Source organism: Acinetobacter sp. YH12086 (assembly GCF_013419345.1).
GTDB classification, from domain to species: Bacteria; Pseudomonadota; Gammaproteobacteria; order Pseudomonadales; family Moraxellaceae; genus Acinetobacter; species Acinetobacter amyesii.
In genome coordinates this window covers 13,291-35,338 of record NZ_VPAF01000003.1, presented here as the reverse complement: position 1 = coordinate 35,338, position 22,048 = coordinate 13,291, and the positions used below count along the sequence as shown (strand labels likewise).

Here is a 22,048-nt window from a genome sequence, read left to right as displayed (position 1 = left end):
TATTATGGCGAAAGCAAAAAGTGTCTATCGATGTGAACAATGTGGTGCTGATCATCCCAAATGGGCCGGTCAATGTAGCGAATGTGGTGAATGGAATTCATTAGTCGAAGTCAGTATTGCACCCGCTGTTACACACCGTGCACAGCCGAAAATGGGCGGTGGCTATGCAGGTCAAGCCGCTGCTGTGACTACCTTAAATCAAGTTTCCGTTTCGCATGAAACTCGAATGGCAACAGGTATTGGTGAATTTGACCGTGTGCTCGGTGGTGGACTGGTCACAGGTTCAGTTGTGCTGATTGGTGGTGACCCCGGCATTGGTAAATCCACTATTTTGCTACAAACCGCAACCTATATGGCGGCGAGTAAAAGTTCTGCCTTATATGTCACTGGTGAAGAATCCTTGTCTCAAGTGGCTCTACGTGCCCAGCGCCTAGACTTGCCGACCGATCAACTCAAAGTCATGGCCGAAACCTGTGTCGAGCGTATTTGTGAAGTATTGGCACATGAACGCCCTGCCGTTGCCATTTTAGATTCGATCCAAACTCTATACACCGAGACACTCCAGTCTGCGCCGGGCGGTGTTTCCCAAATTCGTGAATCAGCTGCACTCCTGACTCGCTTTGCCAAAAATAGTGGCACTGCACTGTTTATTGTCGGTCACGTAACGAAAGAAGGTTCTTTGGCAGGCCCTCGCGTGCTTGAGCACATGGTCGATTGTGTTTTGTATTTTGAAGGTCAGTCTGACTCTCGCTTCCGTATGATTCGTGCGGTGAAAAACCGTTTTGGTGCGGTCAACGAGCTTGGTGTATTTGGCATGACCGATAAAGGTCTGCGCGAGGTATCAAACCCATCCGCTATTTTCCTGAGTCGTTATGATGAAGCCATTCCGGGTTCCATTGTCATGATTAGCCGTGAAGGTACACGTCCACTTTTGGTTGAAGTTCAGGCTTTGGTAGATGATGCGCACGGACAACCTCGACGCGTGGCCTTAGGTTTAGAACAAAACCGTTTAAACATGCTTTTAGCCGTTATGCACCGTCATGGTGGCGTACAAACTGCAGGACAAGATGTTTATGTCAATGTCGTGGGTGGTTTAAAAATCACAGAAACAGGTTCTGACCTTGCGGTACTTTTAGCCTGCGCCTCTAGCTTAAGAGCTAAAGCCCTGCCGCAGCATTTGGCAGTATTTGGTGAAGTCGGCCTTTCAGGCGAAATCCGCCCTGTACCCAATGGACAGGAAAGACTCAAAGAAGCCATTAAACATGGTTTTAAAACCATTATTTTACCGCGTGGGAATGCACCGCAAAAACCCATTTCAGGTGTAGAAATTATTTCTGTCGCACGTTTACATGAGGCGTTGAGTCAGGCAATTACGCTGACCGATGAGTCTTAGTTACGTTGAATCGTTTATTTTGAATGAATTTTCAATTTTTTACCGATGTTCTATTGAAATTCAGTACAAATGGCGGCATAACTAGATGGCTATTTTAAATTTATATAGATATAGGAAAATTTGATGGAAGTTCGACAGCGTGGTTTGATGACTGCTCTTTTAACAGCAGCCCTTTTGGTAGCGCCGATTGCAGAAGCGAAACGTGCCGGTGGTGGTAAAAGCCATGGTATGAGCCGTCAAGCTGCTCCAACTCAGTCTTATCAGCAACCTCGTCAATCTGCTCCTGTTCAACAGCCTGCAACTGCTGGCGCTCCAGCAAAATCTGGCTCGAATGTGGGCGGAATGGTTGCTGCTGGTGTGGCTGGTGCTGCAATTGGTGCTGTCGCTGCAAATGCGATGGCAGATGACAATAACGGTCAAGCAGCTTCTGAAGCTCAAGCTCAACAACAGGAAGAGAAAGGTGGTATTCCAGGCTGGATCTGGATTTTACTTGCCGCTGCTGTTGCCTTCTTCATTTTCCGTAAGATGGGCGCAAAAAAAAAACTAGCCGCTAACAATCCGTATGCGCCAAACAGCGGTGCAAACAATGCACCGTTTGGCCAGCAAAATGCCGCACCTCGTGCAGGTAATGACAATACGAATATTTTTGGTAATTCTGTAGGCGGTAATTCAGCAGCTTCAAATGCTCCATTTGGTGCAGCTGCTGCAACGAATGCGCCTTTTGGTGCTGCCTATACCAACAGCGGCAATCAATTGCCGGATGGTACAGAACCAGCAACATTTTTACGTGTTGCACGTCAGCGTTTTAACCACATTCAATCGATGAATACGGCAAGCAACATTTCTGAAATTCAGCGTTACTTAACGCCTGATCTTTACCAGTCTATGTATAACGACATTATGGCGAATAAAGATGAAGACGTTGCTGAGTTTTCTAACTTAAATGCTATGGTGGTCGATTCTGCTAACGAAAATGGTCAATACGTTGTAAGTGTGCGTTTTACAGGTACTGTAAGTGAAGACTTAAATAGCCTGCCACAGCCTTTTGCTGAAGTATGGCATTTTGTTAAACCTGCGGGTTCTGATCAAGACTGGTTAGTTGCAGGCATTCAACAAGAACAATAATGTAGACACATAAGCATTCTTGCATTCTAAAATAGCGACTTCGGTCGCTATTTTTTTGCCTTTATTTCCCCTCTTTTTAAATCAATTTCTACTCAGCATGCTGAAATATCAATAATTTTGTGAATACATTATTCTAATTATTAATAATAATTGTTATCATTTAGATTAACTTTAATACAATTTCCAAGCGCTTAAGTATTTTATGAATAGCTCACCACCTGAGGCACTTGTGACACCCCTCACATCTGCGCTGCCTAAAACGCGTAAAGATACTCCTTCTCTATTGACCTATCGCTTGATGATTTTCTATCGCTTTGCCCTCGCTTTAGTGGGCGGATATGTTGTCGCGATGCTATCGGCCATCGTGATCGCAGATGTGTTTAGCGAAGACCGTGGAAGTGCAGCCATGAGTGCAACTTTAATTGCATTTATCCTGTGGAGCTGTGCATTTATTTGGGTCTTTATGGTGAATAAAACCCTCAAAGCAACTTTAGGCATTGTGATCCCTGCGGTGTGTTTGTATGCCATTTACATGATGATGGGAAGCTAAAATGCGTGTTGATGCAAAAGTAGAGGGACCGCGCCAGTCCATGTCTTGGCTGCATACATGGGCTAGCCTAATCTTAGGTTGGTTGCTGTATGCTATTTTCCTGACCGGAACCCTAAGCTTCTTTAAAAATGAAATCAATGTCTGGATGACACCTGAGCTGCATCAATCTGTTCCAGCCAGTTCACAAGTCCAACAAACTCAAGTTGCACTGAATTATTTACAACAAAATCATCCGAATGCAGGTGCTTGGAATATTTTGCTGCCGAATACGCGTCAAAATGCCACATTAATTACCGTGCGTGAACAAGGTGAAGACCCTCGCGCACGCCGTGGTGGTAAACAAATCTACATTGATAGTGCTACAGGTGAAGTGCTTGAGCCGCGCGATACGCGTGGTGGTAATTTTCTCTATCGTTTCCATTTCGAACTTTATGGTATGCCACGTATGTGGACGCGATGGTTTGTCGGGATAGCGACACTGTTGATGTTAGTTGCCATCATTAGTGGTGTGATTACTCATAAAAAAATCTTTAAAGATTTCTTTACGTTCCGCTCAGGCAAAGGACAACGTTCTTGGCTCGATGCACATAATGCAACCGCAGTATTTGCGCTTCCCTTCCACATCATGATTACCTTTAGTGGCCTGTTGCTGCTGTTATTTACGATCATGCCTTGGGGGATTGAGCGTATTTATGAAAACCGGGGACAATTTTTACAAGAACAAAATCGTGCTTTGGTTCAAGAAAATAAACCTGAAGGACGTGAATCTGCTCAAGGACGCGAAGAACGTGGCGAACGCCCACAGCAAGCCCGTGCCAATTTTGCACAAAACCAAGGCGAAAATCGTGCTGAGGGCCGTGGTGAAGGTCGAGGAGATCGTCGCTCTAAACGTGAAGAGCAACCTGTCGTTGCTGCGCCGTTGACCAACTTAGCGCCAATCGTGACCGCAGTTCAGGCTGAATGGAAAACTAATCCTATTAGTACCGTTAGCATCATTGCACCGAATACAGACCAAGCTAAAATTGAGCTACGCGCCTTACATGGTGAAAGTGTTGCATATCGAAATGTCTATGCAAGTAAACAATTTGATGGCGTAACAGGCAAAGACTTAACTGACGAAGGTGCCAAGTTAAAGCACCCTTCTGTACCGATGGGTATTTACAATGTAGTGACCACGCTACATGAAGCACGCGGTGTAGATTTAGCACTACGTTGGCTGCTGTTTATTTCAGGGATTGTAGGCACCCTGATGGTCGCTACAGGTCTCATTCTGTGGTGTGTAAAACGTGCACCGCAACAACAAAAACAAGGCTTTAAATCATTTGGCTACCGCACGGTTGAAGTGACCAATATTGCAGCGATTATTGGTTTACCCATTGCCTGTGCAGCATTTTTCTATGCCAACCGTTTTATTCCCACACAGCTTGAAAACCGTTCGGAATTAGAAATTCGTAGTTTCTTTATTGTTTGGCTCCTGACGCTCGTTTATGCGATTTTCCGTACGCACCGTCAAGCGTGGCTAGAACTTTTAGCTTTTGCCACAGCAATTTTTGCCTTACTGCCGATTGTAAACTTCATGACTGGTGGTCAAGCGCTTTGGAATACCATGGCAAATGGCCAATGGATGATTGCATCCTTTGATCTTGCAATGTGGCTTTTGGCTATCTTGTTTGCCTATTCATTTTACAAAGTGAAAAAGCATAAAGGACCGCCTGTTAAAAAAGCGCGTGCCACAAAGGAGGTTGAAGCATGATGTTCTTTCTCCTGATTTGGGCACTGAGTAGCTTAGGTTTTTTTGCCTTGGCATGCAGCATGTCTAAACATCAAAAGCAGTTCTACAAAAAAGAACTAAGTGTGGGTCAAACACGCTTAGCCACGCTGGTCGGCTGGGCGCTATTGATCATCGCCTTACTACTTTGCCTCTCACTTGGCACGCCGAGCAATAGCATCAGTTATTGGTTTGGCGCGCTGACCATTGCGGCTTTATTTGTCGGGCTATGTATTAGTTATATCGCTGAGTATTTTTGGAAAATTATTGGTGCATTAGTTGTCATATTTGTATTGTCTGCAGTGTTATTGAAATTTTAATTCTTTAGACAACGATCTCTAAACATTGAAAGCCAATCTTCGGATTGGCTTTTTTCATGCCAACCGATTAGGCTATGCCTATTCTGCTCTTTTGGATTACACATGTCTGAACTTTCAATCTCTCCTGCTTTATATAACCGCGCTATGGCAGGCAATAAAGATGCTCAATTTGAACTGGCTGAAATTTATATGCAAAGTGAAAATGATGAGCATGTTGAACTTGCTGAAGAATGGGCACTCAAAGCAGCTCAGTTAGGTCATGTAGAAGCAATGTATTGGCTGGGTGAAGGCTATGCAGTCTATGCCAAAGACATGCTCGAAGAAGATCCTGAAGAATCTAAAACCTATTTTGAGCATGCGCACCGCTGGTTAGAACAAGCGTCAAAACATGACCATTCTGCTGCAATTTTAGAATTGGCCAATTTTTACCGTCGCGGCGATGTGGTGGAAAAAGATGTCGCTAAATCCATTGAACTGGTTGAACAATCTGCAAAATTAGGTGAAGTTCAGGCCATGCGTGACTTAGCCTTTATTTATGCCAATGGCTTAGGCATCGACGCTGATGAAGAAAAAGCAGATTTTTGGAATGAAAAAGCCGATGTGGCTGAGCAGTAATCCAATTTTTTTCTAAAAAATAAAGCCCATCTCATGATGGGCTTTTTGCTTTTAACAAAATGGCTCAGCTCGCCACATAGTCATTTACATCTACAGTAATCACTTGTCGGCAAATGCCTTCTGCTCCACGCTGCTGTTCAAATACATCTGCTGGCATGGCATCAAAGCTGTCAAAGAAACTAATTTCAGTTTCGTCAATGTCATACACCAAAGAATGGTTCCCCACGCCCTCTAGAGTATCGTAATACACAATCACAAACTGATTTTGTTCAAAAGCCTGCTGAATTTGTGCATAGCCAATTGCAGGCAATATAGGCAGTTCCAATTGGTCTGCTTCTGCATAACGGCGTTTTTCACTGTCCTGCAGCTCAAGATCATGCTCTGTGTAAAACTTTACTTGAAAACCAAACTTATTCAGTCCTACAGCTAAACCAATGGTTGTTGTGCCATGGTCAGCGTCATAAGCGCAAACTTCGATGAGTTGCTGAATATCTGCATCTATACCTAAGTGCTGCAGCAACATCCACACCGCATAAATGCCACCATTGGCTTCTAAATTTGCCAACTCATCAGGTATTTCCATCGACATATATCAAAACTCAAAATTGCTTATGGACGATGATAAACAAATCAAAGTGGTTTTGCCTGCAAGTTTTAATCCAGACCTGATTTCACATGTACAAAAATAATGTCCAAATCTTGTTTAGGTACAAAATTCTTTTCAACCATTTGAAACTGCGTAGCGCTGATTTTCTTCACTTTTCCTGCCCAGCAAAAAGAAACCAGCTCTCCTGCATCACGCTCGATAGTCAGTTTAAAATCTTGAATAGGTTTTGCCCAATTGGCACCTGTTTTTAAGATATAACCCAAAGCTTGAAATGGTGCATGCTGTGATTTGGCCTTTCTGAGTCCTGCCTTAAAGTTTTTATCCATACAAAATTGTTGATTATACTCATCTGGATATAACGCCACAGAGCCACCCACCAGCGGTGCATATTGATGCTGTACGCGAGTAAATGCTTTGGCTTTAAAGGTTTGCTTCCAGCTGTAAATTACCTGAGATGACCATGAAATGACTTCACTCGGATCTTTGGGCAAGATTTTTTGCAGTGCTGCATTTTTACAGTTTCTGAGCTTTGTCTCGAGTGTTTCATATTCATCATCTTGCCTGCTCCACGGATTCAGCATGTCTTTTTCCGTAAACCCGCATTGCTTAAAACTCTCCGTCATATCAATCGGGGCTGTTTTTTCATCTTTTTGAATAAAAGTGCGCACATACATTTCAGGCTGAATCGTTTTTCCATTCACCTGAACTTTAAAACTTTTTAGCAATTTTTCAGTATTGGCAAAATCAGATTCAAAGAAGTTTTCAACTTTTGGCAGCGGAAATAAGACCGTTTCAGTCACATCTTTATTGCTTAAATTTTTGAACTGGTAATCGACCTTGATGATTTTTTTACTAATAAACAGGTCTTCACTGAACATTTGAATGTCTTTATTTTTCAGGTATTGCACACCGCCTGTTGCCACATAGCCTGTTGAATCGTTGGCATATGTTAGTGCTGAAAAACACAAGCATATGAATGCAGTTAATTTTTTCATTATTAGCTTCCAATTTTTTATATTTAAAATTGCACTAGAATATCATCGACCATTTTTCAGGAATATACTCAGAAATTAGCCCTATCCCGATAATTATAAGGGCAATGATGCCAATCAAAATAATAAAACTCACTGCTTTTATGACTACTCTAAGGGTTAAATTTAAGCCTTTCGTATAATTTTCAATAAAGCCTGAAAATTTAAATAAGGATAAAACCCCAATCAAAATTAAAGGCAGAAAAAAAATATCTTGTGGTGAAAAGTCGCCTCGCCTTGCTGAGACAGCTTGTGAAGATACGAGTAAAACTAGGAAAATATTAAATTTTAATATATTCATGATACGTACGTTATTATCTTTTTATTATCAGATTATTCATCTACATATTAACCAATTTTTGATTGGAACTCACTCTATTTCCAAGTACAATACTGCCCTAGTCGAGGGATGCTGCGACTTTCTTATAGGCACTAAATATAAGATCGCTAGGCTCGACGATTCGGTTGGACACTCGTTCCAATCAACAACGGCATCCGCGAACATAATGATCAATTGTTTTTATTAAGGAGATCGTGATGAACGCGGTTAATGCTTCATTTACAGATTATAAAGTTGCCGACATTTCACTAGCTGACTACGGCCGTAAAGAAATCAAACTCGCAGAAGCAGAAATGCCAGCCCTAATGGGTCTTCGCAAACGCTATGCAGCGGCTAAACCGCTTGCTGGCGCGAAAATCCTAGGCTGTATCCACATGACTATTCAAACTGCAGTTTTAATTGAAACTCTAGTTGAATTGGGCGCAGAAGTACGCTGGACTTCATGCAACATCTTCTCTACTCAAGACCACGCTGCTGCTGCAATCGCTGCTGTAGGTATTCCTGTATTTGCTTGGAAAGGCGAAACTGAAGAAGAATACATGTGGTGTCTTGAACAGCAAATCAATGTGAACGGTACACCTTGGGATGCCAACATGATTCTGGACGATGGCGGTGACTTAACTGCGCTTGTTCACGAAAAATATCCTGAAGTGATTGCTAAAATCCACGGTATTACAGAAGAAACCACTACAGGTGTTCAACGTCTTTACGAAATGCACCGCGACGGTACTTTAAAAGTTCCAGCGATTAACGTAAATGACTCTGTCACTAAGTCTAAAAACGACAACAAATACGGCTGCCGTCACTCACTAAACGATGCCATCAAACGTGGTACAGATATGCTTTTATCTGGCCGCCGTGCACTTGTAATCGGTTATGGTGACGTAGGTAAAGGTTCTGCTCAATCACTTCGTCAAGAAGGTATGATTGTACGTGTCACTGAAGTTGACCCTATCTGTGCAATGCAAGCATGCATGGACGGTTTCGAAGTTGTTGCTCCGTATAAAAATGGCATTCAAACGGGTAAGAAAGAAGACATCAACCTTGATCTTCTTCAAAATACTGACTTGATCGTAACAACAACTGGTAACTACCACGTATGTGACGCTGCAATGCTTGATTCATTAAAAGCTGGCGCTGTAGTTTGTAACATCGGTCATTTCGATACTGAAATCGACACAAATTACTTACGTGGTTATAAGTGGGTTGAAGTTAAGCCACAAGTTCACCAAGTGTATCGTTCAGAAAATGAAAATGATTACCTTATTCTTCTTTCAGAAGGCCGTTTGGTGAACCTTGGTAATGCAACCGGTCACCCTTCACGTATTATGGATGGCTCTTTTGCCAACCAAGTATTGGGTCAAATGCACCTATTCGCTGAAAAATTTGCTGATCTTCCTGAAGATCGAAAACAAGCTGCGATCCGCGTAGAACTTATTCCTAAGAAATTAGACGAAGAAGTTGCTGCTGCAATGGTTGCAGGTTTCGGTGGCGTATTAACGACTTTGACTCAAGAACAAGCGGATTACCTCGGTGTTCAAGTTGAAGGCCCGTTCAAAGCTGAGGCTTATAAATATTAATTGACCCTCACCCCATCCCTCTCCCAGAGGGAGAGGGTGACAGCTTCGTTAAATTGTATTCAGGATTAAAATCTTATCAATTTAATAAGCTGGGTGTTTAACCCTGCATAATTCAGTAATGAATACTCCTCTCCCTTTGGGAGAGGTCAGGGAGAGGGTAAACAAATAGTATTTATAAAAAAGGATTTGAACATGTCAAAACAGATTCCTATTTCCTTTGAGTTCTTCCCGACCAAAACTGATGCGGGCGCGGAAAAACTTAAAGTTGTACACCAAGAACTTCAATTATTAAATCCTGAATTTTTCTCTGTAACATACGGTGCAGGCGGTTCTACCCGTGAACGCACCTTGTCTACATTGAATGATTTCAACGGTAAAGGCACACCGGTTGCCCCTCACCTGTCTTGTATTGGTGACAGCAAAGAACGTATTGCTGAATTGCTAGATTTGTATAAATCGCAAGGCATTGACCGTATTGTTGCGCTGCGCGGCGACTTGCCGTCTGGTCAAGTGGGCTTGGGCGAATTGCCTTATGCAACAGATCTTGTGCGTTTCATCCGTGAGCACACTGGCGATCACTTCAAAATTGAAGTTGCAGCTTACCCAGAAATGCATCCTCAAGCAGACAGCTTTGACCTCGACATCAAACGTTTCTGTGATAAAGCCAATGCGGGCGCTAACGCAGCACTCACACAGTTCTTCTTCAATCCAGATGCCTACTTCTACTTTGTAGAACGCATTCAAAAAGAAGGCGTGAACATTCCTGTCGCTCCAGGCATCATGCCTATTACCAATGCAAGTAATTTAATTCGCTTTGCTGATGGTACAGGTGCAGAAATTCCACGTTGGATTCGCAAACAGCTTGCGACTTATGGTGACGATACAGCGTCAATCAAAGCCTTTGGTCATGAAGTGATTGTAAAACTTTGCGAACGCCTGATTGCTGGTGGTGCGCCAAGCCTGCACTTCTACACCATGAACACCACTGACCCTACACGTCAACTTGTGAAAGACCTCGGTCTTGCATAAGACATTTCGACCTTTTTGAGAGTAAAACTTTAATGCCACGTTTTTATATTGAAGCTGATTTAACTGTTGATACGACTGTTGAATTAACGGAAACAGTGTTTCATCACTGGGTAAAAGTTTTACGTGCTCAAGTGGGCGAAACGGCCACTTTGTTCAATGGGCAAGGTGGCGAATACCATGTTGAATTGGTTGAAATCGCTAAAAAGTCGGCTGCCGTCCAAGTTTTGCAATTCAATCCAAGCAATCGCACACCACATTTTACGGCACTATTGGGTCAAGTGATGAGCAAAGGCGACCGCATGGATTATGCGATTCAAAAAGCGGTGGAACTCGGTGTTTCTGAAATTCAACTACTCACTTCAGAACGTTGTGAGATGCGTTTGAAGTACGATCGTGATCAAAAGAAACTTGACCATTGGCAAGGCATCGCTATTGCTGCTTGCGAACAGTGTGGACTCAACATTGTTCCTAAAGTACTTCCGCCTCTTTCCCTTGAAAAATGGTTGGAAAGTGACCTACCGACAACAAAATTGGTACTCGCACCCAATAAAGATGAAGTTGATGTATTAGCTGATGCTGACCCGCACGTTGCCTTACTGATTGGCCCTGAAGGTGGCTTGAGCGAAGCAGAGATCAGCGCAGCAAATGAGAAAGGTTTCGTGAACTGGTGTATCGGTGAACGTGTCCTTCGCACAGAAACTGCACCTGTAGTTGCACTTTCAATTTTAAATTATAAATTTATTTAATTTTTACTCGATAGTTCATCTGAAAACATCAATGATGGCGTCCTTGATATTGCTTTTTATTTGTAACGCAATTACCCTAGAGTCAATAAAAACAAATGATTTGTTACCAAGAATAAACAAATACTCTCAGGAACAATACAAATACAACGATCTAGATTTAGTTAAGGCAGGGTTTTTATATTCATGACGTATAAACAAGATGAATATATCAAGCAGTACAATCATACTGCTCAAATTGCGAACACGATTCGCCATAGCCGCTATTTTTTAGTCAGTATTCTGATTATTTGCTTATATATTTTTTCGATATATCAAATTTTTTATAAATCGCCATCTTTGTATTTCAATATTTGGTTTATTTTTACAGAAGTTTTTGTCAGTTTATGCTGGCTGATTAGCACAGTTTATTTTAAACCCGAACAATACTCACTGATGATTGCGCATCGTTGGCTACAATTTCAATGTTTTTCTGTCGGCACACTGATTGCGAGCGGTATTTTTTTAATTTTTTATTATTTGCCTGCGACCAATCAAAGCTTTGAACCAATTCAAGCCCTGACACTCTCTGCCCTACTCTTGATCGTGACGCAAACCTTTGGTTTGACCTATTTGACGCAAAAACTTAATTATTTTTGTTTAGCCTTTATCCCGTCTATCGTGCCCTATCTGATTGCACAGTTCTTTTTCTTAGATGGCTCAAATCACTTATTTAGCTTGAGTATTAATTTTGGGCTCATTGTAATTCTAATGTGCGCCATGACGTCATATCGAATTCATCGTCGTGTATCGACTTTACATGCTAAAAATAACCTACTGGTCGATAGTGCCAAGCAACAAGTCAAATGGACTGATGAACTGTGTCAGCAGCTCCAAGATGAAGTCAACAAATCACGAGACATCGAATTACAGCTACAACTGGGTAACCAAATCCTTGAACAGAAAGTTAAAGAGCGGACCTTCGACATTGAGCAAATGAACAAGGATTTAGAAAACCAACAAGCCAATTTAGTCCTTGCGCATGAAATCGCCGGTTTACGTCCTTGGGATTGGAACATCAAAGACCGTAAAATCGTTGTCACCAACTATAAGCAAGAAAAAACCCTTAGACATTCGAAAGAGCATCAGCAACAGTTACAACATGTGATCCATCCTGATGATATCCCACATTTTAAATCAGCGATGATTCAACATCTACGTGGATTTAAAGACCGTTATGAAGCCACCTATCGGATTCAAAACAGTCAAGGAAAATGGAGTTGGGTACATGATATTGGACGGGTCATTCAACGCGATCCAAATAATCGTAAGCCATTGCGCATGGTCGGTATTCGACGTGATATCCATCAAGAACGGACATCTCAGGAACGTTTAAAACTTGCAGCCAGTGTACTCGAACAAGCTGCTGAAGGGATTTTCATTTTAAATGAAGAGCTTTGCTATATCGAAGTCAATCCGTTTTACGAACAATTAACCGGCTTTAACTACGACCAAATTATTGGTAAACATCTTTTTGATATCACTGCAAATTACAAATCAATTCAACGTAGTATGCACTATTCGATAATTAAACAAGTGCTGAAAATTGGTGAGTATGATGGTGAATTGCACGAAAAATTTCTTTCAGGTAAAGAACTGACGCTATGGATGCATATTAATGCGATTACAGATGATCAAAATCGCGTCACCCATTACATTGGAATTGTCTCAGATTTAACAGAACGTAAATTGCAAGAACAACGTTTATCTTATTTAGAAAATTATGACACTTTAACGGATTTACCGAACCGTTTTTATTACAACTATCAACTGCATCAGTATTTAGTTTCGCAACAAGATTCGATTAAACAGTTGGCCGTCATACGTTTAAACATCGACCGTTTCCGTCCATTAAATGAATATCTCAGCAATAACGGTGGTGACGAACTGTTACGCCAAGTCGCACAGCGTTTGCGTCTGACCAATGCCGAAGCTCTGTTTGTTGCACATTTAAATGGCGATGATTTTGCGATTGTGTATGAAATTTCACACATCCGCCCTTCTGTGCAAGAGCATTGTGAACGCATCAATAAAGCTTTTAGCATTCCATTTAATATTTTTGGTCAAGACCATGTCATCACCTTATCGATGGGTGTTGCGTTCTATCCTGAGCATGGCCGTCAGTTGGATTATCTGAATAATTGTGCAGAACAAGCGCTAAGCGAAGCAAAAAATTTGGGCGGCAATACCACACGTTATTATTCCAATGAAAATACCGCATTATTAGAGCAAGGGATCTTCTTGGAACGAGACTTGCGTAAAGCCATTCAAAATAATGAGCTGGTGGTGTATTACCAACCGAAGATCAATTTCCGTGATAAAAATATTTATGGTTTTGAAGCCTTAGTGCGTTGGAATCATCCTGAAAAAGGCTTAATACCACCGGGCTTATTTATTCCTCTAGCAGAACAAACCAGTTTAATTTCGGATATTGGGCGTTTTGTCCTGCAAAAAACCGCGCAGCAAATTCGTTTTTGGAACAATTTGGGTTATCAAAATATTTGTGTATCCGTCAATATTGTTGCGCAGCAACTGCGCCGTGGACAATTATTAAATGATCTAGATGAAGCGATAGATGCCAATCAAATTGATGGTGCCAGTCTGGAACTAGAAATTACAGAATCTTCTTTGGTCGAAAATCTAGATTCAGTACGTGAACTGTTAAATGAAATAAAAAAACGTAAGATCAATATTTCACTTGATGACTTTGGTACGGGCTATTCTTCTCTATCCTATCTAGCTGATTTTCCAATTGATATCTTAAAAATAGACCGCAGTTTTATCTCTAAAATTGGTGAAAATAAACAATTGGCCATCGTTAGTGCCATGATTGCCATGGGTAAAGCGATGGGCATGACGGTAGTCGCTGAAGGGATTGAAACTGAACAGCAGTTACAGTATCTACAAGACTTAGAATGTGACATTGCTCAAGGCTATTTTTTCTCTAAGCCACTGCCACAAGAAGAGGCAACCGTGTTCCTTGAAAATAATATCTCTTCGCCTGCTTATACTTACTTAATATAAGTCACTATGCCTGAGCTATAAGATTGTCTGAAAAAGACGCGACTTCGACTGTCCCAACTGTGCAACTAATGTTATATTCAAGCGGATAAAGCAAGCATTGCAGCTTTATATTGGATAAACAAAACACAATCGAGATACAGATGGACGATCAATCTTTAAAACAGCAGGCTTTGTATTATCACGAATTTCCAACTCCGGGGAAAATCAGCGTTACACCAAGCAAACAATTGGTCAACCAACACGATTTAGCCCTCGCATACTCGCCAGGTGTCGCTGCACCTTGTTTAGAAATTGAACGCGACCCATCTACTGCTGCACTTTACACAGCGCGCGGTAATCTTGTTGCTGTAGTCAGTAACGGTACAGCCGTACTAGGCTTAGGTAACATTGGTCCTTTAGCGTCAAAACCTGTTATGGAAGGTAAAGGCGTTCTATTCAAAAAATTCGCTGGTGTTGATGTTTTTGACATTGAAATTGCTGAAAACGATCCAGACAAAATCGTAGATATCGTTGCAGCATTAGAACCAACTTTCGGTGGTATCAACCTTGAAGACATCAAGGCCCCAGAGTGTTTCTACATCGAGCAAAAACTTCGTGAACGCATGAATATTCCTGTGTTCCATGATGACCAACACGGTACATCGATCATTGTGGGTTCTGCATTACTGAATGCACTTCAACTCAATGGCAAAAAAATTGAAGAAATCAAAATTGTCGCTTCTGGCGCAGGTGCTGCTGCCCTTTCATGTTTGAACTTACTTTGCGCACTTGGCGTGAAAAAAGAAAACATCGTTGTGGCAGATTCACGCGGTTTATTGACGACTAAACGTGAAGGCTTGGATGAGTCGAAAAAGGCATACGTTCAAGACATCGAAGGCTCTCAGCTTGCTGATGTAATGGAAGGTGCGGACATGTTCCTTGGTCTTTCTGCAGCAGGTATTTTGACCAAAGAAATGGTTAAAGTCATGGCGAAAGATCCGATCATCTTTGCCCTTGCTAACCCTGACCCTGAAATTCTTCCTGAACACGCACATGAAGCACGTCCAGACGTGATTATGGCAACTGGTCGTTCAGACTATCCAAACCAAGTGAACAATGCGCTTTGCTTCCCTTATATCTTCCGTGGCGCACTAGATGTTGGTGCAACCACAATTAATGAAGAGATGAAGATTGCTTGTGTACATGCGATTGCTCGCATGGCACATGTCGAAGCTGATGCTGCATCATATGGTGAAAAATCTGCTTCATTTGGTCGTGATTACCTCATTCCGCGCCCATTAGATCAACGTTTGATTCTTGAAATTGCACCTGCTATTGCGCAAGCAGCGATGGATTCAGGTGTTGCAACTCGTCCAATTCAAGACTTCTCTGCGTATCGTCAACGTTTGTCTGAGTTTGTTTATAACTCTGCATTCATGATGAAACCAATTTTTGCGCAAGCGAAAACTGATCCAAAACGTATTGCATATGCTGAAGGTGAAGATTTACGTGTACTTCGCGCAGTACAAATTGCTGTTGATGAAGGTTTAGCAAAACCAATTCTTGTAGGCCGTCCTGCAGTCATTGAAGCAAACATCAAAAAATTAGGTCTACGTCTTGAAGACGGCGTGAACATCACTATCGTCGATCAAGAGAAAAACCCTGATTACGATAAGTTTGCAAATGATTACTACAGCATCATGCAGCGTAAAGGTGTAACGCCTGAATACGCTCAGCGTGAAGCACGTCGTCGTTCAACACTTATCGCGGCAATGCTGGTTCGTCATGGTGTAGCTGACGGTATGTTATGTGGTACTTATTCTAGCTATGACATTCACTTAGACTTTGTCAGCAATGTGATTGGGTTAAAAGAAGGCCGCAATAACTTCTTCACGCTGAATGCATTGATGCTTGAAGATCGTAACTTGTTTATTGCCGATACTTACATTAACCGTAATCCAACAGCTGAACAGCTTGCTGAAATGACTATTTTAGCGGCTGAAGAAGTACGCCGTTTTGGTATTACGCCGCGTGTAGCATTGCTTTCTCACTCAAGTTTCGGTTCTGACCAAAATGATCCTAGCGCACAAAAAATGCGTAAGGTTTATGATATTTTGTCAGAAATTGCACCTGAACTTGAAGTTGAAGGTGAAATGCATGGTGATGCCGCACTGGATGAAAATATTCGTCATTTCGCATACCCGAACTCACGTTTTAAAGGTTCTGCAAACTTGCTGATTATGCCGAATCTGGATGCAGCGAACATTTCGTTCAACTTGTTGAAATCAACATCGGGTAGTAACGTGACGATTGGCCCAATTCTTTTGGGTGCTGCAAAACCTGTTCATATTTTAACACCAACAGCGACAACTCGCCGTTTAGTGAATATGACTGCATTAACTGTTGCAGAGATTCAAGAAAACGAAAAATTAGCACTCTAATTTAGTTGACCTGAACACACTTTGTGACTTGAGAAAACCTCTGTTCTGTAGCATGATTGCTCTAAGAATAGAGGTTTTTTCATGCAAGTTTATTTAGTAGGCGGTGCAGTTCGAGATCACTTGCTCGGGCACCCCTATCACGAAAAAGATTATGTCGTTGTCGGTGCAACGCCGGAACAATTACTTGCTCAAGGTTATCAACCTGTGGGTAAAGATTTCCCTGTTTTTCTTCATCCAGAGACCAAAGACGAATATGCCTTAGCCCGTACAGAACGTAAGTCTGGACATGGGTATCATGGCTTTGAATTTTATACCGACGTCAATGTCACACTCGAACAAGATCTCATTCGACGTGACCTCACGATCAATGCGATTGCTATGGATGATGCAGGTAATGTCTATGACCCCTATGGCGGTCAACGTGATCTAGAACAGCGTGTCCTTCGCCATGTTTCTAATGCCTTCGTCGAAGATCCTTTGCGAGTTCTGCGGATTGCACGTTTTGCGGCACGTTATAAAGCTTTAGGTTTTACAGTGGCTGATGAAACATTGGAACTGATGCAAGAGCTTGCCAAATCTGGCGAGCTTAAAGCCCTTACACCTGAACGTGTATGGAAGGAAACGTCTCGTGCATTAATGGAAGACCACGCAGATGAATATTTTGAGGTATTAAGAGCCTGTGGCGCTTTAAAAGTCTTGTTCCCTGAAATTGATGCGTTATACGGTATTCCACAGCGTCCTGAATATCATCCTGAAATAGACTGTGGCATTCATACCATGATGTCGCTACAACAAGCGTGTCGTGCAAATTATTCTTTGGATGTTCGTTTTGCTGTACTGGTACACGACTTAGGCAAAGCACTTACTCCAGTAGATGAGTTACCGCGCCATATCATGCATGAAGAGCGTGGTGTAAAACCAGTTACTGATGTCTGTGACCGTATGCGTGTTCCCACCAATACCAAACAATTGGCTATCTCAGTGTGTAAAGAACATTTAAAATGCCATCAAGCCTTGAGTTTAAAACCGGGTACCTTGTGGCGCCTGTTACAACGTCTGGATGTGCTACGCCGTCCTGAACGCGTAGAGGCCTTTGTACAAGCCTGTGAATGTGATTCACGTGGTCGCTTAGGTTTAGAGGATCGTGCCTATCCGCAAGCTCAATACGTTTTAGATGCCATGCAGGTGGTTCGTAATATTAAGGCTTCTGACTTACCTTCAGATGTGAAAGGCCCTGATATTGGTGAAATGTTGATTCAGAAACGAATTGAAGCTATCGGACAATTCAAGCATGAACTCGGCCATAACACGCCTACAGCTTAAAATAAATCCTCTCAGAAATGAGAGGATTGACTTTCATCATTGCTGTTAAGCCTGCCGAAGTATTTTGAAATAAATGAAAAATTGAAATAATCTAGTGTCATCTCTGAAAATTAAATACTGATACTCAACCCAATTTAAGACTGGTAAAAAGAATAAAAATAATGAAGAAACAACTTTCCAATATATTGATTGCTATTGTCTTTTGCGGACTCCTAGTAGGGATGGGCTTTACCCAAACCCTTTTAAAAAGTTTGCCACAGCTCATCATGATATTTTTTGGAATGTTAGCCCTAGGCTCCTTAATAATTAAGCGTTCATTTATAAGCTCTATTCCTTTTTATATAGTTTTGGGAGTTATGTTATATATTAATATTTTTCTATTGGCGAGCGCTGCTGTGGATTTTATTCATCCACATCAAGACTGGACTACACAGAATGACGGGAGTATTGATAGAAGCCCAAATTTAAACTGGCTGTGGGCGATAATTGTCTCCTTTTTTCTTTCCCCACTCAGCATTGTTTTCTATCATAAAAAAATTCAAAGAAATAAAGGTCTTGAAATAGCCTTTATTACTCTTTTTATTATTGTGACATTGATAATTTATATAAAATTTTAGCTACTCTGCTGTAATTAAATTGCATCTTTTATAAATATTTAGACATATTATCGCTAAATCACAATCTATACGTTGATAGGCCTTTTTAAATTTGAAAGCTATGCTGCTGTCTAAAATGTATAAGCATTTATAGACAGCAGCTATTCAGTTCACTTATGACACAGCTGCTGGAAAACTAATGACTTTTTCAAGTTTTAACTGATTCGTTGCCACCATTAGCAATCGATCAATACCTAAGGCTATACCTGCACACTCGCTCATATGCGGTAATGCAGCAAGCAAATATTCATCAATCGGCATCACATGCAACCCAAGTTTAGCGCGCTCTGCATTATCTGCCTCAAAACGACTGCGTAAAACATCCGCATCAATCAGTTCATCATAAGCATTCGCTAACTCTAAACCTTCGATATACAGCTCAAATCGTGCTGCAACCAACTCCCCATCTTCGTCCACACGGGTTTTCGCCAAAGAAGCCATTTCCGGTGGAAAATCTGTCAGGAACACTGGCGTATCAAAACCGAGGCTCGGCTCAACATAATGCGAAAACAATAAATCGATATAGCCTAAACGGTCTTCACCCAAATCTAAGCTTAGCCCCACACGACGACAGCAATCTTTTAGATCTTGTAAAGAAGCTTGTAACGGGTTCAAATCCAAACGATCCATAAAGGCATGCTTATAGCTCAAAATAGTCGGACGAATTTCACCAAAGCGTTGTTTCAAGGTTTCATTCAATAAATCCGTCACTTCAAACATCAAGTCTTTTAAGCTAAAACCCGGACGGTACCATTCCAACATGGTGAATTCACTGTTGTGTTTACGTCCATGTTCATCATCACGGAAAACTTTACAGATTTGGTAGATAGGCCCACTGCCACTTGCCAACAGACGCTTCATGGCAAATTCAGGTGAAGTTTGCAAATAATGCGTTTGCTTTTGACCATTCACATGACGCTGAGCTTGTACCGATGCTAAATGCACATCGGTGACACCCGCTTGTGAAAGCACAGGTGTTTCCACTTCAAGCACATCACGTGCAGCAAAAAACTGGCGAATTTGAGCATACATCGTGGCACGTGCACGAAGTGCAGTGAGTTCACAACTCGGTTGAAAGTTCATTTGACTCATGCTGCTGGGCCGCCATGTGCAGCCCATTCACGGCGTAAAGGATAGGTTTTACGTAAATAATCAAAAGCTTTTTGATCCACTTTACCGTCTTTTAGGCAAGCACGTAAGTTTGCATCATCACGAGCAATGTCATAAATATCTTTTAAATAACGCTGTAATACCGTCTTAAAGTCAGCACCAGTAAAATACTGCTCACAAACGGGTAACTGACTTTCAAAAGCTTTATTTATCGGTTGATTGAAAGTTTGACAGAATGCTTCATAGATCATCTGTGTGCCACGTGCTTTACCTTCCAAGCTGTAGCCTGCAATATGGGGTGTCACCACGTAAATTAAATCCAACAACGCTGCTGAAATCTCTGGCTCATGTTCAAAAACATCTAAGACCACTTTACGCTGAGTTTGTTGAATATCGGCAATTAAGGCAGCTTCTTCGACCACTGGCCCACGCGCGGAATTAATCAAAATCGCTGAAGGCTTCATAGCGGCAAGTGCAGCAGCATTAATTAAATGATAGGTTGGATATTCCCCCACTTTAGTTAGTGGCACATGGATACTAATCGCATCTGCTTTTTTTAACAGTTCTGCAAATTCAACTTGTTTCACCTGATCAGATTGCACAAATGGATCATAGCCAATGACATTCCAACCTAATAATTCTGCCATGACAGCCAAACGTGAACCGACATTACCTAAACCAACGATACCCAAGGTAAATTGTTCATTTGCATTCAACAGTTGAGGTTTAATGTAGAGCAATGCTGTAATCACATATTCGGCAACCGCTTGTGCATTACAACCTGCAGCATTTGACCAAGCAATGCCCTGCTTTTCTAGAGCGGTAATATCTAAATGATCTGTTCCAATCGTAGCACTACCGACAAATTTCAGTGCGGTCTGTTGAATTAATTCTGCATTTACCTGAGTCACTGATCGTACCAATAATGCATCGGCTTCTTTAACATCCTCATGGGTCAATGTTCGACCTGCCGCTTGCTTTATTTCACCAAATTCAGCAAAAAAATACTCAGTAAATGCCAGATTTTCATCTGCAACGATTTTCATAGTTCATCTCATAATTCCACTACGAACATGATAACGCGTTGCTCATGCCATGACTATTCTTCTGCACATAAAGCATAGCGCCATTTTTTTATAAGCTAAATGATAGAAAATTATATTAACGACAATAATCTGAGTGCTGATCTTCAATTAAAGACAAGGCCGCCTGCCAAGCCGCTTGAATAATGGGCTCGGCCATCGGATTTTCAAACTGCTGCAACGTATGTTCACAAACCTTCGGACTCGGATAATGCAATGTAGCACTTGACAACGCTTTTACTTGAATTTGACAAGCCCGTTCTAAAAAGTAAATTTCATGAAATGCCCGTGCTACACTCTCTCCAGTCGCAAGCAAGCCGTGATTGCGTAAAATCATGCAGCGAAAATTGCCCATATCTTGTACCAATCTTTCACGCTCTTCAGTTGAAAAGGCTATGCCCTCATATTCATGATAAGCAATGTTCTGATAGAACTTTAACGCATGTTGTGAGATTGGCAATAATCCATGTTCCTGTGCAGAAACCGCCACGCCATCGGCAGTATGCGTATGAATCACGCAATTAATATTTGCACGTGCATGATGTAAGGCAGAATGAATCACAAATCCTGCGACATTCACCATCTTCCCTGCATCATAGGTTTCCACAATTTTACCTTCATGATCAATTTTGACCAAATCAGAAGCTGTCATTTTGTCAAAGGTCACACCATAACGATTAATCAAAAAATGCTCCGGTTCATGACTTAAACGCAGGCTGATATGGGTATCAATTAAGTCGGTCATTTTATAATAAGCCACTAAGCGATACAGTGCCGCCAATTGACAACGCGCTTGCCATTCCAGTTCATGAATAAGCTCTGGTTTCTGCATGGGTGAATTCCTTGTCTAAATCGATTGATCTTGTTTTCTGTTTATTGTGAATAATTAATAGCATGTCATATTCATGCTGTATATCAACTTCGCCTGTAGAAAAAAACTATTCAAAAATTTAGGCAATAAAAAAACCCCAATGTAAAACATTGGGGTTTTTGAATATGGCGGAAGCGGTGAGATTCGAACTCACGGAGGACTCGCGCCCTCGTCGGTTTTCAAGACCGGTGCATTAAACCGCTCTGCCACGCTTCCATGGCCGCTATCATATAAATAAAAATTCAGATTGGCAAATTATTTTGCCTTATTTTGAACACTTGGCAAATCGTTCATACAAAATTTAGGCGATTGTAAAATTTTGGCTTCGAGCTGAAAAATAGAAGCTCAATCAAAATTTATTGAATTGAGGTCAAGGCTAATTGCATTACCTCAATTTACGCACATAAAAAAACCCTGATGCT

19 protein-coding genes and 1 tRNA gene are annotated in these 22,048 nt (G+C 41.6%); 13 read left to right on the top strand and 7 right to left on the bottom strand.

Going from position 1 to position 22,048, the window contains the following annotated elements:
* Window positions 1-4: 4 nt before the first annotated feature.
* From radA to FTU29_RS04880, 6 genes are all read left to right on the top strand, one after another.
* The gene (radA, locus tag FTU29_RS04905) at window positions 5-1,393 is read left to right on the top strand and encodes a DNA repair protein RadA (protein ID WP_180120676.1); all 1,389 of its coding nucleotides are present in this window, start codon (window positions 5-7) and stop codon (window positions 1,391-1,393) included.
* A 123-nt stretch (window positions 1,394-1,516) separates the two neighbouring features.
* Window positions 1,517-2,518, top strand: coding sequence for a Tim44 domain-containing protein (locus FTU29_RS04900; RefSeq protein WP_078192078.1), 1,002 nt, complete (start codon window positions 1,517-1,519; stop codon window positions 2,516-2,518).
* A gap of 202 nt (window positions 2,519-2,720) precedes the next feature.
* Window positions 2,721-3,068, top strand: coding sequence for a hypothetical protein (locus FTU29_RS04895; RefSeq protein ID WP_078192079.1), 348 nt, complete (start codon window positions 2,721-2,723; stop codon window positions 3,066-3,068).
* Window position 3,069: 1 nt separating this feature from the next.
* Window positions 3,070-4,821 carry a PepSY domain-containing protein gene (locus tag FTU29_RS04890; RefSeq protein ID WP_180120674.1) on the top strand — a complete coding sequence of 584 codons (1,752 nt, stop codon included), beginning with the start codon at window positions 3,070-3,072 and terminating at the stop codon, window positions 4,819-4,821.
* The gene (locus FTU29_RS04885) at window positions 4,818-5,156 is read left to right on the top strand and encodes a DUF3325 domain-containing protein (RefSeq protein WP_180120673.1); all 339 of its coding nucleotides are present in this window, start codon (window positions 4,818-4,820) and stop codon (window positions 5,154-5,156) included. Before FTU29_RS04890 ends, FTU29_RS04885 begins: the two co-directional genes overlap by 4 nt.
* 102 nt (window positions 5,157-5,258) lie before the next feature.
* Entirely contained in the window at window positions 5,259-5,771 is a 513-nt protein-coding gene (locus FTU29_RS04880; RefSeq protein WP_180120671.1) for a tetratricopeptide repeat protein, read from the top strand.
* Between the two features lie 64 nt (window positions 5,772-5,835).
* On the opposite strand, the gene FTU29_RS04875 is transcribed toward FTU29_RS04880, so the two are convergent.
* The 3 genes from FTU29_RS04875 to FTU29_RS04865 all read right to left on the bottom strand — a co-directional run bounded on the left by FTU29_RS04875 (window position 5,836) and on the right by FTU29_RS04865 (window position 7,710).
* Window positions 5,836-6,360, bottom strand: a complete 525-nt coding sequence (locus tag FTU29_RS04875) for a cysteine peptidase family C39 domain-containing protein (RefSeq protein WP_180120670.1) — start codon at window positions 6,358-6,360, stop codon at window positions 5,836-5,838.
* Window positions 6,361-6,425: 65 nt separating this feature from the next.
* A complete protein-coding gene (locus FTU29_RS04870) occupies window positions 6,426-7,373 on the bottom strand; it encodes a DUF4424 family protein (RefSeq protein WP_180120669.1) in 948 nt (315 codons plus the stop codon).
* 34 nt (window positions 7,374-7,407) lie between these two features.
* Window positions 7,408-7,710: a hypothetical protein gene (locus FTU29_RS04865; RefSeq protein ID WP_111883908.1), complete on the bottom strand. Its 303-nt coding sequence runs from the start codon at window positions 7,708-7,710 to the stop codon at window positions 7,408-7,410.
* Between the two features lie 236 nt (window positions 7,711-7,946).
* On the opposite strand from FTU29_RS04865, the gene ahcY reads away from it, so the two are divergent.
* The 7 genes from ahcY to FTU29_RS04830 all read left to right on the top strand — a co-directional run bounded on the left by ahcY (window position 7,947) and on the right by FTU29_RS04830 (window position 18,524).
* Window positions 7,947-9,329, top strand: coding sequence for an adenosylhomocysteinase (gene ahcY / locus FTU29_RS04860; RefSeq protein WP_180120667.1), 1,383 nt, complete (start codon window positions 7,947-7,949; stop codon window positions 9,327-9,329).
* Between the two features lie 192 nt (window positions 9,330-9,521).
* A complete protein-coding gene (gene metF / locus FTU29_RS04855) occupies window positions 9,522-10,358 on the top strand; it encodes a methylenetetrahydrofolate reductase [NAD(P)H] (RefSeq protein ID WP_168378282.1) in 837 nt (278 codons plus the stop codon).
* A gap of 32 nt (window positions 10,359-10,390) precedes the next feature.
* Window positions 10,391-11,104 (top strand): 16S rRNA (uracil(1498)-N(3))-methyltransferase, encoded by a 714-nt coding sequence (locus FTU29_RS04850; RefSeq protein ID WP_180120665.1) that lies wholly within the window; start codon window positions 10,391-10,393, stop codon window positions 11,102-11,104.
* A 183-nt stretch (window positions 11,105-11,287) separates the two neighbouring features.
* Window positions 11,288-14,164, top strand: a complete 2,877-nt coding sequence (locus FTU29_RS04845) for an EAL domain-containing protein (protein WP_180101741.1) — start codon at window positions 11,288-11,290, stop codon at window positions 14,162-14,164.
* A gap of 140 nt (window positions 14,165-14,304) precedes the next feature.
* Window positions 14,305-16,584 (top strand): NADP-dependent malic enzyme, encoded by a 2,280-nt coding sequence (locus FTU29_RS04840; protein WP_180093722.1) that lies wholly within the window; start codon window positions 14,305-14,307, stop codon window positions 16,582-16,584.
* Between the two features lie 81 nt (window positions 16,585-16,665).
* Complete coding sequence (locus tag FTU29_RS04835; protein WP_180120663.1) at window positions 16,666-17,907, top strand: multifunctional CCA addition/repair protein; 1,242 nt, start codon at window positions 16,666-16,668, stop codon at window positions 17,905-17,907.
* Between the two features lie 161 nt (window positions 17,908-18,068).
* Complete coding sequence (locus tag FTU29_RS04830; protein ID WP_180034413.1) at window positions 18,069-18,524, top strand: hypothetical protein; 456 nt, start codon at window positions 18,069-18,071, stop codon at window positions 18,522-18,524.
* Between the two features lie 153 nt (window positions 18,525-18,677).
* On the opposite strand, the gene epmA is transcribed toward FTU29_RS04830, so the two are convergent.
* The 4 genes from epmA to FTU29_RS04810 form a co-directional block, all read right to left on the bottom strand.
* Complete coding sequence (epmA, locus tag FTU29_RS04825) at window positions 18,678-19,646, bottom strand: EF-P lysine aminoacylase EpmA (protein WP_373423578.1); 969 nt, start codon at window positions 19,644-19,646, stop codon at window positions 18,678-18,680.
* A 5-nt stretch (window positions 19,647-19,651) separates the two neighbouring features.
* Window positions 19,652-20,719 (bottom strand): 4-phosphoerythronate dehydrogenase, encoded by a 1,068-nt coding sequence (locus tag FTU29_RS04820; protein ID WP_180120660.1) that lies wholly within the window; start codon window positions 20,717-20,719, stop codon window positions 19,652-19,654.
* A gap of 115 nt (window positions 20,720-20,834) precedes the next feature.
* A complete protein-coding gene (locus FTU29_RS04815; protein ID WP_180120659.1) occupies window positions 20,835-21,587 on the bottom strand; it encodes a class II aldolase/adducin family protein in 753 nt (250 codons plus the stop codon).
* Window positions 21,588-21,752: 165 nt separating this feature from the next.
* Window positions 21,753-21,842: transfer RNA gene (locus FTU29_RS04810), tRNA-Ser, on the bottom strand.
* Between the last annotated feature and the right edge of the window lie 206 nt (window positions 21,843-22,048).